Raw genomic sequence first — 14,274 nt, 5'->3', positions numbered from 1 at the left:
GAGCGGAGCATGCGGGCGCCGCAGGCTGTGGCGACGGTCACCACAGCCCTCGCCCCGAACCCACGGGAGTCGCGATGCGTTACGAATTCCCCGTCTCCCCCACCCAGGCCAGGCTGCTGGTGCTGGATCGCATGCACCCGGGCACGGCCCAGTACAACGTGCCGGTCGCCTTCGCCGTCCACGGCCCCTTCGACGTCGAAGCCTTCCGCCGGGCGCTGGAGACGCTGGTCGCCAGACACGAGTCGTTGCGGACGGTCTTCCGCGTCCGCGACGGCGAGTACGTCCAGGTGGTCTGCGACTCCGCCGAACTCGCCTTCACCGGCGTGGCGCGGCTCGACCTGAGAGCGGAGGCCGCCCGGCCCTTCGACGTGGAGCGAGGACCGCTGCTGCGGTGCGCGGTCCACACCGTCTCGGCGGACCTGCACCGCGTTCTGCTCGTCGCCCACCACCTGATCTGCGACGGCTGGTCCCTGCAGATCCTCCTGGACGAGCTGGCCACGGCCTACGGCGGAGCCGAACTGGAACCCCTGGAGCTGCAGTACCCCGGCTACGCCGCCTGGCGCCGTGAACACCCCGCCGAGGAGGCGGTCGCCTACTGGGCCGACAGCCTGTCCGGCGCACCGCACACCCTGGCCCTGCCGACCGACCGGCCCCGCCCGCCGGTACAGGGCACCGCCGGTGGCGTCGAACGACTCCCCCTGCCTCCCGACACACCGCACCGCCTCGCCAAGCTGGCCCGCGACCGCGCGACCACCTCCTTCACCGTGCTCTTCGCCGCCTTCGCCGCCTTCCTCGGCCGCGTCACCGGCCAGCGGGACCTGGTGATCGGCGTACCTGTCTCCGGACGCGACCACCCCTCGGTCCAGGGCGTGGTGGGCCTGCTGACCAACACCCTGGCCGTCCGGGCCGACCTCACCGGCGACCCCACCTTCGGGGAGCTGGTCGATCGGCTGCACGACCGCCTGCTCGACGGCCGCCTGCACCACGACGCGCCCCTGGAAGCCGTCGTCGAAGCGGTGGTGCCCGAACGACAGCTCAGCCACGACCCGCTGGTCCAGGTGATGTTCTCCTACTACGGCGACACCTCACTGACCCTGCGGCTGCCCGGCGCACGGGTGGAACGCATCGAGCTGATACTGGACGAAGCCAAGTTCGACCTGCTGCTCTACGTCGAACGGTGGGACGGGGAACTCCTCGGGCATGTCGTCTACCGAAGCGACCTGTTCGACGCGGCGACCGTCGGACACTGGGCCCGGAGCCTGCGGGTGATGCTCGAAGGACTGCTGGAGCGCCCCGACCTGCCGATCAGCCGGATCGGCATGCTCAACGCCGAGCAGTTCGCCCTGGCGACCCGCTTTCCAGCCGGCCCCCCGGCCCCCTCGTCCCCGCTCGTGCCGGATCTCATCGCCGCGACAGCCGCGGAGCGGCCCGATTCCGTCGCGGTGACGTACGGCGAGGCCACCCTGACCTATCGCGAGCTCCTGCAACGGGCGGACGACCTGGCCGCCCGGCTGCGCGGGGCGGGGGTGGGACCGGAGGTCCCCGTGGGCCTGCTCCTGCCGAGATCCCTGGAGATGGCCGTCTCCGCGCTGGCCGTACTGAGAGCCGGCGGCGCCTACGTCCCGCTCGACCCCGGTCACCCACCCGCCCGCCTGGCCGCCATGGTCTCCGGCACCCGTGTCCACCTGCTCGTCACCGGCGACGGCACCCGTGCGCTCGCCCGTCAACTGGACGTGCCGGTACTCGACGAGCTCGGCCCGCTGGAGCCGCCCCCGGGCCCGCCGAAGCCGGGCAACCTCGCATATGTCCTGTTCACCTCCGGCTCCACCGGCGCCCCCAAAGGAGTGGCCGTGGAGCACGGCGCTCTGCTCAACCTGGTGACGGCCGTACGTGGGCAGTTCCCCGTCACCCGTGACGACAGGGTCCTGCAGTACGTCAACTTCGGCTTCGACGTGGCGGTCTCCGACCTCCTCTTCACCTGGACGGCGGGCGCCGAACTGCACATCCCCCACGAATACGAACGTCTCGGTGAAGACCTGCTCGCACGTCTCCAGGACTCGCGCATCACCTACGCGTTCCTGCCCCCCGCGGCCGCGATGTCCATGCCCCCGCACGAACTGCCGGACCTGCGAACCCTGGCCGTCGGTGGCGAGACGGTCCCGCCGGAACTGGTCAGACGCTGGTGGGCACCGCACCGGCGGATCGTGAACGCCTACGGACCGAGCGAGACCACCGTCTATTCGACCCTCGCCGATCTGGAACCCGGCGAACCGGTGGTGCTCGGCCGTCCGGTCACCGGGGCCCGCGTCTACGTGCTGGACGAACGGCTATGCCCGGTCCCGGTAGGAGTGACCGGGGAGATCTACGTGGCCGGAGCCGGGCTCGCCCGAGGCTACGCCGAACGGCCGGGACTGACAGCCGAGCGGTTCGTCGCAGCCCCGTACGGCCCGCCCGGCTCACGCATGTACCGGACCGGGGATCTGGGCCGTTACGACGCCGACGGGGTGCTGTCGTATCTGGGCCGGACCGACACCCAGGTCAAGATCCGAGGATTCCGCATCGAACTGGGCGAGATCGAGAGCCTGCTCGCGACACACCCGCTGGTCTCCGTCGCCGCCGCCCGCGTCGTCGGCGAGGACGACGGGCGACGGCTGGCCGCCTACGCCGTCGCCCCGGGAGCCGACCCCGCCGCCCTACGGTCCTGGCTGGCCGAACACCTGCCCGGCTACATGATGCCCGACACCGTCACACTCCTGGACGAGCTGCCGGTCAACCGCTCCGGCAAGGTGGACCGGACCAGGCTGCCGGAGCCGCTCGCCGTACACCGCGGTCCCACCGAACCCCATCACACCCCGTCCGGCGCGACCGAGGAACTGATCGCCGGAATCTGGAGGCGGGTACTGGGCGTGGAACACATCGGAACACACGACAACTTCTTCGACGTGGGCGGCACCTCGATCCGGCTGCTGACCGTCCTGGCGGCCCTGCACGACCAAGGCCACGACGAGCTGGCCCTGGTCGAACTGTTCCGGCATCCCACCGTCGCCACCCTCGCGGCCCGGCTCGACGGCGTCACGCGACCCCATCACGACCAGGACCGGCGACACGGCGCGGACAGGCGGGCGCGCCTGGCGGCCAGAACAAGGAGGAGATCGTGACTGATGCGGCCGTGGCCGTCATCGGAATGAGCGGCCGTTTCCCAGGTGCCTGCGACCTCGCCGCCTTCTGGGCCAATCTACGCGACGGGGTCTGTTCGATCACCGACTTCAGCGAGAAGGAGCTTCGCGACGCCGGAGTCGGCGAGGAGGAACTGCGCGACCCGGCCTACGTGCCGTCGAAGGGTTACCTCGTCGGCGCCGACCGGTTCGAAGCGGAACTGTTCGGTTTCAATCCCGCCGAGGCGGTCGCTCTCGACCCCCAGCACCGCCAGCTGCTGCAGACGGCGTGGAACGCGCTGGAGGACGCCGGCCACGACCCGCGCAGACCACCCCGGCGTACCGGCGTCTATGTGGGCGGCGGACTGAGTGAGCACATGATCGCCGCCCACGCCGACCCCGGTCTGGCCGCGCGGTACGGCGCCATGCACCTGCGTGTCCTGACCGACCGCGAGTTCCTGGCCGGATGGATCTCCTACCGCCTGGGACTGGACGGCCCCAGCCTCACCGTGCAGACGGCCTGCTCCACCTCGCTGACCGCGGTCCACCTGGCCGCGCAGGCACTGTTGCTGGGTGAATGCGACACCGCGCTCGCCGGGGGCGTCTCGATCGACTCCGTCCGCAGGCGCGGCTACCTCTACCGGCCCGGTGGCGTCTTCTCCCCCGACGGCCGGTGCCGCCCGTTCGACGAGAAGGCGGCCGGCACGGTCCCCGGCAACGGCGTCGGCCTGGTGGTGCTCAGGCGGCTGGAGGACGCCGCGGCCGACGGCGACCCGATCCGCGCGGTCATCCGTGGCTCCGCGATCACCAACGACGGCTCGGCCAAGGTCGGCTTCACCGCGCCCAGCGTCGACCGGCAGGCCGCCGCCATCGTCGAGGCGTGGGCGGCCGCGGGACTCGACCCCGCGCAGGCGCACTACCTGGAGACCCATGGCACCGCCACCGAACTGGGCGACCGCATCGAGATCGCCGCCGCCTCCACCGCCTTCGCCGAGGCCGACCGCTGTCTGATCGGCTCGGTCAAGTCCAACCTCGGCCACCTGGACACCGCCGCCGGAGTCGCGGGCCTGATCAAGACAGTGCTCATGCTGGAGAACCGGACCCTGGTGCCCTCGGCCAACGTCACCCGCCCGCACCCCGACCTCCGCCTCCAGGCCTCCCCCTTCGACCTGGTCACCGCCGCCTCTCCCTGGACGTCCTCGCGGGGGATCCGGAGGGCCGGGATCACCTCCGTCGGCATCGGCGGAACCAACGTGCACGTGGTGGTCGAGGAGTGGGCCGGGAGCCGGCCGGCCATTCGCACCCGCGCCTTCTCCGGGGTCTCCTACGGAGCCTTCTCCCTGTCCGCGCTAGTCTCGGTGCCCGCCCTGGCGAACACCGGTCACCTGCAGGACGCGGTGATCGGACTGCTGTCGGCCACGCTCGGGCTGACCAGGGCCGAGGACCTGGACAGGACCTATCTTGCCGCCGGCGGCGACTCGCTCACCGCCGTCTTCCTCGTCGGCCGCATGCGCGACGACTTCGACCTCGACGTCCCTGTCACGCTCTTTCTGGAGAAGCTGACCCTGCGCGAGATCGCGGAGCGGATCGTGCGACCGGAGGAGAACCTGCTGGCCTCTTTGCTGGACGAGCTGGAGGACTGAGCCGTGGGGCCGCGTCCGAGCGGGACGGTGTGAGAACGGGCGGAGGAGTCTCTCCGGCCCGTGACCGCGCCACGGCATGGCCGCACCCGGCAAGACGGATGTCCTGTCGGGTGCGGCCTCCGTGTTCTCACCGGCGGCAGGTTCTACCGCTGGTTTCCGTACCGCTCCTTCCGCGCGCCCGCGGCCGGAACAGGGCCGCCTTCACCGCTTGCGTCCAGCGTCACCGAACTAGCGGATGCGGTAGGCGCTGACCCAGCTGCCGATCGAGTTGTAGCCGCTGCTGTCGACGACGATCGCTCCACCGGTGCAGTCGTAGTTGTCCCACAGCTCCACCAGGCGGCTGCTCTCGGTACGGGCGGAACGGATGTTGTCGTTCCAGCCGGCGCCGACGTAGTAGCACTGACCGGGGTCTCCGTTGAGCCAGGCGTCCGGGCCCGAGAAGCCCGTGGAGGAGTAGACGTGGATGCCGGTGACCAGTAACGCCTGGCGAGCGGTATCGGTGGAGGCCTGGGCCGAACCGGTCGCCAGCACAGGCGCCAGCATGACCGCGGCACCGACGGCGCCGAGAAGCCTCAGCTTGATGGACTTCGTGCGCTGTGACATGGATAGTTCCCCTTTACTACCGTTGTCCAACTATCTGATAGTTCGTTGATAACAGAGATCCGGTTGACGGATCACCCCTCGAATCCGTGTCATCTGACTGACCTTGTCGAGACACATGACTCCCGTTGACAACGCCACCCCGGGGCGACGGATCGGCCCACCGTGGTCGGGGAACTCCGGGACGGGCCCCGATCGGGTCACCTCGCGGAGGCTCCGGAGGCGGGCGATGGGCTATCGCGCGTCGTGCGGGCGGGGGTGCGGGGGGCGGTGGTGTTCGACGAGGACGGTGAGCAGTCGAGTGAGCTCCTCCCGCTGGCCGGGGGTGAGGGGGGCGAGGAGTTCGCGCTGGGCGTCGGCGATGAGCGCGTCGAGGTGCTCCAGGCGGCGGCGGCCGACGGGGGTGAGGGTGATGACGTTGCGGCGGCGGTCGGCGGGGTCGGGTTCGCGGCGGACGTAGTCGGCGTCCGCCAGCTCGTTGAGGACGGCGACCATGTCACTGCGGTAGATGCCGGTGCGGCGGCTGAGCTCGGCCTGGCTGGCGGGGCCGGCCTCGGCGAGCGTGACCAGTACGGCGAAGTGCCATTTGTGAGCGCCTTCCGCGGACAGGCGTTCACCGACGAGCCGGTCGGCGACGATCGCGGTCCCGGCGAGCAGGCGGCTGGGGATGGCGCGCAGCCGGGCCGGGGTCGGTTCGGGGATCGTGCCCACGGGATTCCTCCGCTTCTTGCGTTAGTGACACTAACAGTCTACCTTCGTTAGTGTCACTAACGTTTAAACCTCCCCGGAGTGAAGACCGTGATCAAGCCGTTCCGCATCGACATCCCCCAGGCCGACCTCGACGACCTGACCGACCGCCTCTCCCGAACCCGCTGGCCCAACGAGGTCGCCGACGCCGGGTGGGACTACGGCTTCCCGCTGACTCGGCTGAAGGAACTCGCCGAGTACTGGCGCACCGGGTACGACTGGCGTGCGCAGGAGGCCAGGCTCAACGAGCTTCCGCACTTCACCACCGAGATCGACGGCCAGAACATCCACTTCGTCCATGTGCGCTCGGCGAAGCCGGACGCGCTCGCGCTGATCCTCACCCATGGCTGGCCCGGCTCGTTCCTGGAGTTCCTCGACGTGATCGAGCCGCTGTCGCGCGACTTCCACCTGGTGATCCCGTCCATCCCGGGCTACGGCTTCTCCGGGCCGACCCACCGGCGCGGCTGGGACATCGTCCACGTCGCACAGGCCTGGGCCGAACTGATGCGCCGTCTCGGCTACGAGCGCTACGGCGCGCAGGGTGGCGACTTCGGTTCGGGCATCTCCCTGGCACTCGGCGCGGTGGCACCCGATCGGGTCGCCGGGGTGCACGTCAACTATCTGCCCACCCGGCCGGACCCGGACGCCGACGTCGAACTGTCGAAGACGGACGAGGCCCGGCTGGACAAGGTCCGGCAGCTGATGGCCAACCGCCCGCCGTACCAGGCACTGCAGGCCGCCACTCCGCAGACCATCGGTTACGCGCTGACCGACTCGCCCGTCGGCCAGCTGGCCTGGATCGCCGAACGCTTCGCGCAGTGGACCGACCCCCGCTCGACGATCAGTGACGAGCGGATGCTCACCGACATCTCCCTGTACTGGCTGACCGCCACCGCGGCCTCCTCGGCACGGCTGCACCGCGAGACTCCACGGCGGACCGAGCCGTGCCCGGTGCCGGTCGGTGTGGCGGTGTTCGCCCACGACATCACGCAGTCGGTACGGCCGCTGGCCGAGAGGTTGTACGACATCAGGCACTGGTCGGAGTTCGAGCGCGGCGGCCACTTCGCCGCGATGGAGGTGCCGGAGCTCCTGGCGCAGGACATCCGGGACTTCTTCCTCACCCACGTCGAGGCCGACCAGCGAAGGCGCCCGGCCGTTGCTCTTTAGTTCGTGGAGTTACGAGGGCTTGAGAACCGGACCGGTCCCGGCCAGGCAGCCGCCGATCAGATGCGGCCGGTACTGGATCTTCTTCAACCCGCGCTTGATCGCACGCACCAGATGATCCAGGTTCGCCGCGGTGGTCCCACGGCCGGCCGCACCTGCGCCTTCCACACCGTGATCGCCTCCTCATCCCGTCCGTTCGCCCGGCGCGCCGCTGCCGGTTCGGAGCGTCGGTGCCGGAAGGCGCAGGCGTCCGTCGTGGACTTCGGCGATCTGGTCGGCGTCGGTGAGGTGGGTGCGGTCGTGGGTGACCAGGACGGTGGCGGTGGCCTGCCGGCGGGTGAGGCGGGCGATCAGGTCGAGAACCGCGGCGCCGCGTTCGTGGTCGAGGGCGCTGGTGGGTTCGTCGACCAGGAGGACGGTGGGGTCGTTCATCAGGGCGCGGGCGATGTTGACGCGCTGGCGCTGGCCGCCGGAGAGCTGGTGGGGGCGGCGGCCCGCCTGGTCGGCAAGGCCGACGGCGTCGAGGAGTTCCATCGCGCGGTCGCGTGCGGTGCGAGGTTTGCGACCGTCGATCTGGGCCATGACCTGGAGTTGTTCGGCGGCGGTCAGGGAGGGCAGCAGGTTGGGCTGCTGGAAGACGATGCCGATCTTGTGGCGGCGCAGTTCGGTCAACTCGCCGCGGGTGAGGCCGGTGGTGTTCCGGCCGTCGACGGTGACGGTGCCGGTGTCGGGAGTGATCAGGGTGGCGGCGACCGCGAGGAGGCTGGACTTGCCGGAGCCGGAAGGGCCCACCACGGCGGTCAGGCTGCCCTGGGGAACCTCCAGGCTGACCTGGTCGAGAGCGGTCAGGCGGGCCTCACCGTCGGGGTAGGTGAGGGTGATGTCGGTCAGGTTCAGGCTCATCGGGCGCTCCCCAGGGCGGTCAGCGGGTCCACGGAGGTGATACGGCGGATGGACAGGGCGGCGCCGAGCGCGCCGAGGAGGATGATCACGGCGGCCGGGATCAGGATGGTGGCGGGGGTGAGGAGGAACGGCACAGCGGAGCCGGACACGAGGGCGCCGAGTGCGACGGCGATGCCGGTGCCGAGCAGGGTGCCTCCGGTGAGCAGGACGACGGCCTGGCCGAGAGCGTCCTTGAGCAGGTTGGCGGTGGAGGCGCCCAGTGCCTTGAGGACGGCGACGTCGCCGCTGCGCTGGATGGTCCACACGGTGAAGAAAGCGCCGATGACGAGGGCGGAGATGACGAACAGGAAGCCGCGCATCAGCTGCAGGGAGCCGTTCTCCGAGGTGTAGGAACCGATCGCAGACAGGGAGTCCTGGATGGAGACCGTCCGGGTACCGATCCGCTGGTCGGTGGTCGCCGTGTTGGCTTCGGAGGCGGTGGTCAGGGCGATGACGGTGGCGGTCGGGCCCTGCCCGCCACCGGTGGGTGGCGCGGCCTTGCGCCAGACATCCAGGCTGGTCCAGACGACCGGGGTGTGACTGAAGGAGGCATCGCCCTCGACGGCGGCCACTGTCAGCCGCTGACCTGCCAGGGTGAGGGAGCCGCCGGTCTGCACACCGAGGTCGTCGGCGGCCGCGACGGACAGCACCACCGCACTGTCGCTGATCTTGTCGCCGACCGGGGCGAGGCGGGAACCGGGCTTGACGCCGAAGGCGGAGACGGCGGTGCTCTTGTCTCCGGAGGCGGCCTTGGTCGTGGTGATCCCCAGCGGTTCGGCGTTTTCGACGCCGGGTGCTGTGGACCACTGCAGCCACTGCTGCTTGGTGACGGTGGAGTTGGAGTACGACAGGTTCTGGCCGCCGCCGGGAGCCTGGAACGCGATCTTGTCTGCGGGCAGTCCCGTGATCGCGGAGATGTTCTGCTGACCCAGACCGGCCGTCAACCCGGACAACAGCCCGACCAGCAGGGTGATCAACACGATGACGGTTCCCATCAGGGCGAAGCGCCCCTTGGCGAACTTCAGGTCTCTCCAGGCGACGAACACGGCCTTGGCCTGTCCTTTCCGGTGGTGGAAGCGGGGTACGCCTCAACCGTCGCCGCCGGAGTCTCACACACGCGTCTGGCGCAGGGGGGAACTTCACGGGCCGAAGGACGGCACGCGGGTTCTAACTTTCGATGGAGGCCCCCACGGGCCTGCCTCCATAGGCTGGAGGACACTGTGAACGCCACCGCCTCCGCCCTGACCCTCACCACCCGGACCCTGGCCTGGTGCCTGCACCTGCTGATCATCGGCCTGCTCGTCCTGACCTCCGGCCGGGCACTGGCCGGCGACCATCCCCATGCCGGATGGATCGCCGCGACGGCGGGGGCGTGCGGCCTGGTGTACGCCGCCGGTGCGCTTGCGCCGCGCGTCCGGCGCACGTGGCGGGGTGCCGCCTGGTGGCTCGCGGTCGTGGGCACCGTATGGCTGGCGCTGCTGGCCTTGTCTCCCGACGCCGTGTGGGTGGCCTTCCCGCTGTACTTCCTCCAGCTTCATCTCCTGCCTCGCCGCGCCGGACCGGTCACGGTGGCCGCCACCGCGGTGGCGGCCATCGCCGGATTCTCCGCCCACCAGCACTCCTTCAGCCCTGCCATGGCCATCGGCCCCGCGCTCGGCGCTGCCGTCACCGTCGCGGGAGTACGGGGTTATCAGGCCCTGTACCGGGAGAGCGAGCGCCGCCGCAGGCTGATCGAGGAACTCACCGCCACCCGCGCCGACCTGGCCCGGGTCCAGCACACCGCCGGTGTGCTCGCCGAACGCGAACGTCTGGCCCGCGAGATCCACGACACCCTCGCCCAAGGCCTGTCCAGCATCCAGCTGTTGCTACGGGCCGCCGAGCGCGCACTGCCCCAGGCACCGCAGAACGCGGCCCGCCACGTCGGCCAGGCCAGGCAGGCCGCCGTCGACAACCTCGCCGAGGCCCGCCGTTTCGTGGCCGCCCTCACTCCGCCCACGCTGGAGGGCACCACCCTGGCCGGTGCCCTGGAACGCCTGTGCGCCACCGCGTCCGCCCGGCATCGGCTCACCGCGCGGTTCCGCCTCACCGGCGATCCCGCCCCGCTCACCACCGCGCACGAGGTCGCGCTGCTGCGAATCGCCCAGTCCGCCCTGGCCAACGTCGTGCAGCACGCCGAGGCCACCACCGCCGAGGTCACCCTCGGCTATCTGGGTGACCACGTCGCCCTCGACGTCGCCGACGACGGACGCGGCTTCGACCCCGCCCGCCTGCCCGCCCCCGACCCCGAGACCGGCGGCTTCGGACTGGCCGCCATGCGCGCCCGCGCCCAAGCCCTCGGCGGCACTCTCACCGTCGAATCCGCCCCCGGCCACGGCACCGCCCTGGCCGCCCAACTGCCTCTCACCCCACCAGCCGACACCGAGCCCGAGGTCCGCCCGTGACCGACGACACTCCCATCCGCCTGCTCGTGGCCGACGACCACCCTGTTGTACGGGCCGGGCTGCGCGCCGTGCTGGAAACCGAGCCCGGCCTCGTCATCGTCGCCGAAGCCGCCACCGCCGAGGACGCCGTCACCCGCGCCGCCGAAGGCGACATCGACGTCGTCCTGATGGACCTGCAGTTCGGCAAGGGCATGGGCGGCGCCGAAGCCACCGCCCGGATCACCGCCCGCCCGGGAGCCCCCCGCGTGCTGATCGTCACCACCTACGACTCCGACGCCGACACCCTGCCCGCCATCGAAGCCGGCGCCACCGGCTACCTCCTCAAAGACGCCCCGCCCGAAGATCTGGCCGCCGCCGTGCACACCGCAGCCGCCGGACGCACCACACTCGCGCCCACCGTCGCCGACCGGTTGATGAACCGCCTGCGTGCCCCCGGCACCACCCTGACCCGGCGCGAAACCGAAGTCCTCGCCCTGGTCGCCGACGGCCTGTCCAACCAGGCCGTTGGCACACGCCTCCATCTGACCGAGGGCACCGTCAAATCCCACCTGGCCCGTATCTACGCCAAACTCGGCGTCGACTCCCGTACCGCCGCTGTCGCCGTGGCCACCGACCTCGGCCTCATCCGCCGTTGACCCGAACACGCGCGGTTCTCGTACGGCTACGGCAGGTGGCGTGTGGCGCCGTCTGCCCAGGCCCGTACGCTGCGGCCGATCAGGCTCTGCGCGAGATGACCATGATGTACTCGCAGGGAGCGTTCGTTCGGTTGGCGAAGCCGTGGTCCGCGTCGGCCTGGAGGAACAGGGAGTCGCCGGTGTTCAGGGTCTCGCTGATCCCGCCGATCGCGACGGTGAGGGTGCCCTTGAGCACCACGAGTTGTTTCTCCGTACCCGGCGGATACGCAGGCAGCAGCCCGGTGGAGACCTGCGCGGGGAGATAGTGGACGACCATCTCGGCTCCTCCCGCACCCGGGGCCGCTGACACCATGTGCCGCTCGAAGCCGGTCTCCGGGTCACGGAAGACGGGACGATCGTTCTTGCGCATGACAATGGCCACACCGGGCGCGGCGGCGGCCGGCGCGCCGATCAGGTCCGAGAGTGACGCGTCGAGCGCGTGGGCGATCCTGGACGCGACGCCGATCGTCGGGCTCTTCTCGCCGCGTTCGACCTTGGACAGCATCGCCCGGCTGACCGACGACTGCGCGGACAGCTGCTCAAGCGTCAGGCCCGCCTCCTCGCGGCGCCGCCGCACGTTACCGCCGAACGCTCCGGCCAGGTCGTCACCGTTTCCGTCTTGCTCGACCACCGTGCTCCTCGATCGATGGGGGTATCTCGACGCCCACAGTGTATGGTTTCTTCTAAAGGAGATATTGTCTTCTATTGAAGATGCGCGATGCGCGCTCAGCACGATGGAGATTCCATGCGTTTGATCTCAAGTGGCCTGCGTTATGCCACGTTTGAATTCGGCGACCTGCAGGTGACCTCGTTGCGAGACGGGTACATCGACATGCCGCCGACACGGCTCCGCGACGAGGACGGGTGCGCTCTCGACGAGCTGCCTGCCGCCGTCCCGCTGATCGACGACAACCTGCGGCTGTCGGTCAACGCCTTCTTCGTCACCGACGGCACGCGGTCGGTTCTCGTCGACACCGGTGCGTCCAACGTTTGGCACGTCCCGGGCATGGGGTTTATCCACGACGCGCTCGACGAGGCGGGAATCGACCGCGCGCACGTCACCGACGTGGCCATCACCCACAATCACGAGGACCACGTGAGCGGCCTGATCGCGCCGGACGGTTCGGAGGCGTTCGCCAAACTTGAGCGGGTGTGGATCGGCGCGGGCGACACCTCGGTGTTCACCGGGCGGCTTGAGCCGATCCGCGACCGGGTGGTACCCGTGTCGGAGAAGGTCGCGATCAACGGCTGGGTCACCGCGATCCCGACGCCGGGCCACACGCCCGGTCACACCGTCTACGACGTCAGGAGCGGCACCGGCCACCTTCTCGTCTGGGGCGACACCGTTCACGTTCCCACGCTCCAGTTCGAGCAGCCGAACGTGACCTGGGAGTTCGACGGTGACCAGTCCCAGGCCCGCTCCGCGCGAGCGGCCCTTCTCGAACGGCTGACCCAGCCGAACCACTTCGTGGCCGGCGCCCATCTCGACTCTCCCGGCATCGCCCGCGTGACCGCCTCCGGAGACGGTTACGCGCTGGAGTACCTCGCGCCGCCGATCGGCTGATCGAGCACGTCGGCTCCGGGCCGCGTTCACGACGGTCCCCAGCCCACCCCGGTCGAGGCACACCGCGACCTCCGCAGCGGTCGTGGCGAGCCGGACGCCTCATCGGGCGTGGGCGGTGTTCTCCCCTGCCGCGCGGGCGGGGAGGACCAGGGCGATCAGGGCGCCGGTGAGGATGGGGGCACCGTGCTCGTCTCCGATGAGGGCGAGCACGACCGCGCCGGCCAGGAGCGCGGCGGCGGCGATCCTGGGCCTACGGGGCAGTCCGGAGTGGCCGCGCACCACCCAGACGGCCAGTCCGCCGAGCAGGCCGGCGATGGCGACGGACGAGCCGGCGCTGTAGTCGCCGACGGCGTAGCTGTAGACCTCCCCGGCCAGGGCGCCTCCCAGGTAGAGCAGCAACCAGCGGGCCCGGCCGTACGCCCGCTCGGCGTATGTGCCGAGGAGGAGCAGCGCGGCCCCGTTGAAAAGGATCTGGTACCAGCCTTCCGGGTTGACCAGGATGGGGCTGAGCAGCCGCCACCACTGACCGTCCAGCAGGCCGGGGCTCCTGGCCAGCAGCGCGGACAGGCCGGGAAGGAGCAGGCCCGCGGTGGTGGTCACGGCGGTCACGGCGAAGGTCGTCCAGGTCAGCCAGGGCTTGCTCATGCGTCCACCTGTTCAGCGGGGAGGGAGGGGGCGGCGGGTTCGCGCAGCCATGCGGCGAAGGGGGGCGCCATGATGGCCGCGGCGATCACGAACACGGCGTTGATCGGGGAAACGAACGAGATCACCACGCCGTTCCCGACCGTGGCCACCGGTGCCGCGACGCCGGCCAGGCCACGTGACCCATGCAGCCGGTCGGGCCGAACTCCTGGACGAACGGGCCGAGGAGCCTCCCGTACTTCCCCACCAAGGAGGCCCTGGTCCTGGCGCCGCTGGAAGAACATGTCGACGAGCCCGCCCGTGTCGTCCGTGGCCGTGCGGCCGGAGAGTCGGCGGTTCGGGCCCTGCGACGCCATTTCCTGGCGGCCCTGGCCGCTCGCGACGCGGCCACCGGTCTGAGCGACGACCCCCAGGTGCTCGCCGTGCAGAGGCTCACCCATTCCGCGCCCGCCCTCCTGCAGCACCTGCACCACTTCCTGGCGCGTGGTCAGGAGCTGCTGGCCGAGGAACTCGCCACCCAGGACGGGCGGGCGGACCCGATCGCCCGCGTCGCCGCCGCACAGATGCTCGGCACCCGCAACGCCCTGATGTCGGAGAACATCCGGCGGCTACTGGAGGGCGAGACGGCCGACGCCGTCTACCCCGACGCGGTCGTCAACGCCGAACAGGCCTTCCACCTGCTCGAACACGGCCTGGGCGACT

General features: G+C 70.6%; 13 protein-coding genes and 1 pseudogene. 6 read left to right on the top strand and 8 right to left on the bottom strand.

All coding sequences use genetic code 11. The features are described from left to right. Positions 1-74: 74 nt before the first annotated feature. A complete protein-coding gene (locus ABT340_RS20010) occupies positions 75-3,158 on the top strand; it encodes a non-ribosomal peptide synthetase (RefSeq protein ID WP_352012269.1) in 3,084 nt (1,027 codons plus the stop codon). After that, entirely contained in the window at positions 3,155-4,798 is a 1,644-nt protein-coding gene (locus tag ABT340_RS20005; protein WP_352012268.1) for a beta-ketoacyl synthase N-terminal-like domain-containing protein, read from the top strand. Before ABT340_RS20010 ends, ABT340_RS20005 begins: the two co-directional genes overlap by 4 nt. A 228-nt stretch (positions 4,799-5,026) precedes the next feature. Here ABT340_RS20005 and ABT340_RS20000 read toward each other — a convergent pair whose 3' ends face one another. Next, positions 5,027-5,401 (bottom strand): peptidase inhibitor family I36 protein, encoded by a 375-nt coding sequence (locus ABT340_RS20000; RefSeq protein WP_352012267.1) that lies wholly within the window; start codon positions 5,399-5,401, stop codon positions 5,027-5,029. A 231-nt stretch (positions 5,402-5,632) separates the two neighbouring features. Beyond that, a complete protein-coding gene (locus tag ABT340_RS19995; protein ID WP_352012266.1) occupies positions 5,633-6,109 on the bottom strand; it encodes a MarR family winged helix-turn-helix transcriptional regulator in 477 nt (158 codons plus the stop codon). 87 nt (positions 6,110-6,196) lie between these two features. On the opposite strand from ABT340_RS19995, the gene ABT340_RS19990 reads away from it, so the two are divergent. Then, complete coding sequence (locus ABT340_RS19990; protein WP_352012425.1) at positions 6,197-7,312, top strand: epoxide hydrolase family protein; 1,116 nt, start codon at positions 6,197-6,199, stop codon at positions 7,310-7,312. 9 nt (positions 7,313-7,321) lie between these two features. On the opposite strand, the pseudogene ABT340_RS19985 reads toward ABT340_RS19990, so the two are convergent. The 3 genes and pseudogenes from ABT340_RS19985 to ABT340_RS19975 form a co-directional block, all read right to left on the bottom strand. Next, a pseudogene (locus tag ABT340_RS19985) lies at positions 7,322-7,441 on the bottom strand (IS630 family transposase); the annotation flags it as partial. Between the two features lie 51 nt (positions 7,442-7,492). Further along, the gene (locus ABT340_RS19980) at positions 7,493-8,212 is read right to left on the bottom strand and encodes an ABC transporter ATP-binding protein (protein ID WP_352012264.1); all 720 of its coding nucleotides are present in this window, start codon (positions 8,210-8,212) and stop codon (positions 7,493-7,495) included. Further along, complete coding sequence (locus tag ABT340_RS19975) at positions 8,209-9,297, bottom strand: ABC transporter permease (RefSeq protein WP_352012263.1); 1,089 nt, start codon at positions 9,295-9,297, stop codon at positions 8,209-8,211. Before ABT340_RS19975 ends, ABT340_RS19980 begins: the two co-directional genes overlap by 4 nt. A gap of 174 nt (positions 9,298-9,471) precedes the next feature. Here ABT340_RS19975 and ABT340_RS19970 point away from each other — a divergent pair, with 174 nt between their 5' ends. Continuing rightward, positions 9,472-10,692: a sensor histidine kinase gene (locus tag ABT340_RS19970; RefSeq protein WP_352012262.1), complete on the top strand. Its 1,221-nt coding sequence runs from the start codon at positions 9,472-9,474 to the stop codon at positions 10,690-10,692. Next, positions 10,689-11,327, top strand: a complete 639-nt coding sequence (locus ABT340_RS19965; protein ID WP_352012261.1) for a response regulator — start codon at positions 10,689-10,691, stop codon at positions 11,325-11,327. Before ABT340_RS19970 ends, ABT340_RS19965 begins: the two co-directional genes overlap by 4 nt. Positions 11,328-11,406: 79 nt before the next feature. Here ABT340_RS19965 and ABT340_RS19960 read toward each other — a convergent pair whose 3' ends face one another. After that, the gene (locus ABT340_RS19960; protein WP_352012260.1) at positions 11,407-11,997 is read right to left on the bottom strand and encodes a helix-turn-helix domain-containing protein; all 591 of its coding nucleotides are present in this window, start codon (positions 11,995-11,997) and stop codon (positions 11,407-11,409) included. Positions 11,998-12,111: 114 nt separating this feature from the next. Here ABT340_RS19960 and ABT340_RS19955 point away from each other — a divergent pair, with 114 nt between their 5' ends. Next, the gene (locus tag ABT340_RS19955; RefSeq protein ID WP_352012259.1) at positions 12,112-12,930 is read left to right on the top strand and encodes an MBL fold metallo-hydrolase; all 819 of its coding nucleotides are present in this window, start codon (positions 12,112-12,114) and stop codon (positions 12,928-12,930) included. A 99-nt stretch (positions 12,931-13,029) separates the two neighbouring features. On the opposite strand, the gene ABT340_RS19950 is transcribed toward ABT340_RS19955, so the two are convergent. Together ABT340_RS19950 and ABT340_RS19945 are read right to left on the bottom strand one after the other, a co-directional pair. Then, positions 13,030-13,575, bottom strand: a complete 546-nt coding sequence (locus tag ABT340_RS19950; RefSeq protein ID WP_352012258.1) for a rhomboid family intramembrane serine protease — start codon at positions 13,573-13,575, stop codon at positions 13,030-13,032. Further along, the gene (locus ABT340_RS19945; RefSeq protein ID WP_352012257.1) at positions 13,572-14,042 is read right to left on the bottom strand and encodes a hypothetical protein; all 471 of its coding nucleotides are present in this window, start codon (positions 14,040-14,042) and stop codon (positions 13,572-13,574) included. The genes ABT340_RS19950 and ABT340_RS19945 overlap by 4 nt, the downstream gene beginning before the upstream one ends. Between the last annotated feature and the right edge of the window lie 232 nt (positions 14,043-14,274).

Origin of the sequence: Streptosporangium sp. NPDC000239 (assembly GCF_040300765.1) — a bacterium.
In the GTDB taxonomy this organism is placed as follows: domain Bacteria; phylum Actinomycetota; class Actinomycetes; order Streptosporangiales; family Streptosporangiaceae; genus Streptosporangium.
This window is presented reverse-complemented; position numbering and strand designations above follow the sequence as displayed.

Bases quoted from the DNA above. Each gene is read 5' to 3' on its own strand.
- ABT340_RS20010 (WP_352012269.1), top strand. From the start codon at position 75: ATGCGTTACGAATTCCCCGTCTCCCCCACCCAGGCCAGGCTGCTGGTG.
- ABT340_RS20000 (WP_352012267.1), bottom strand. From the start codon at position 5,401: ATGTCACAGCGCACGAAGTCCATCAAGCTGAGGCTTCTCGGCGCCGTC.
- ABT340_RS19980 (WP_352012264.1), bottom strand. From the start codon at position 8,212: ATGAGCCTGAACCTGACCGACATCACCCTCACCTACCCCGACGGTGAG.
- ABT340_RS19955 (WP_352012259.1), top strand. From the start codon at position 12,112: ATGCGTTTGATCTCAAGTGGCCTGCGTTATGCCACGTTTGAATTCGGC.
- ABT340_RS19950 (WP_352012258.1), bottom strand. From the start codon at position 13,575: ATGAGCAAGCCCTGGCTGACCTGGACGACCTTCGCCGTGACCGCCGTG.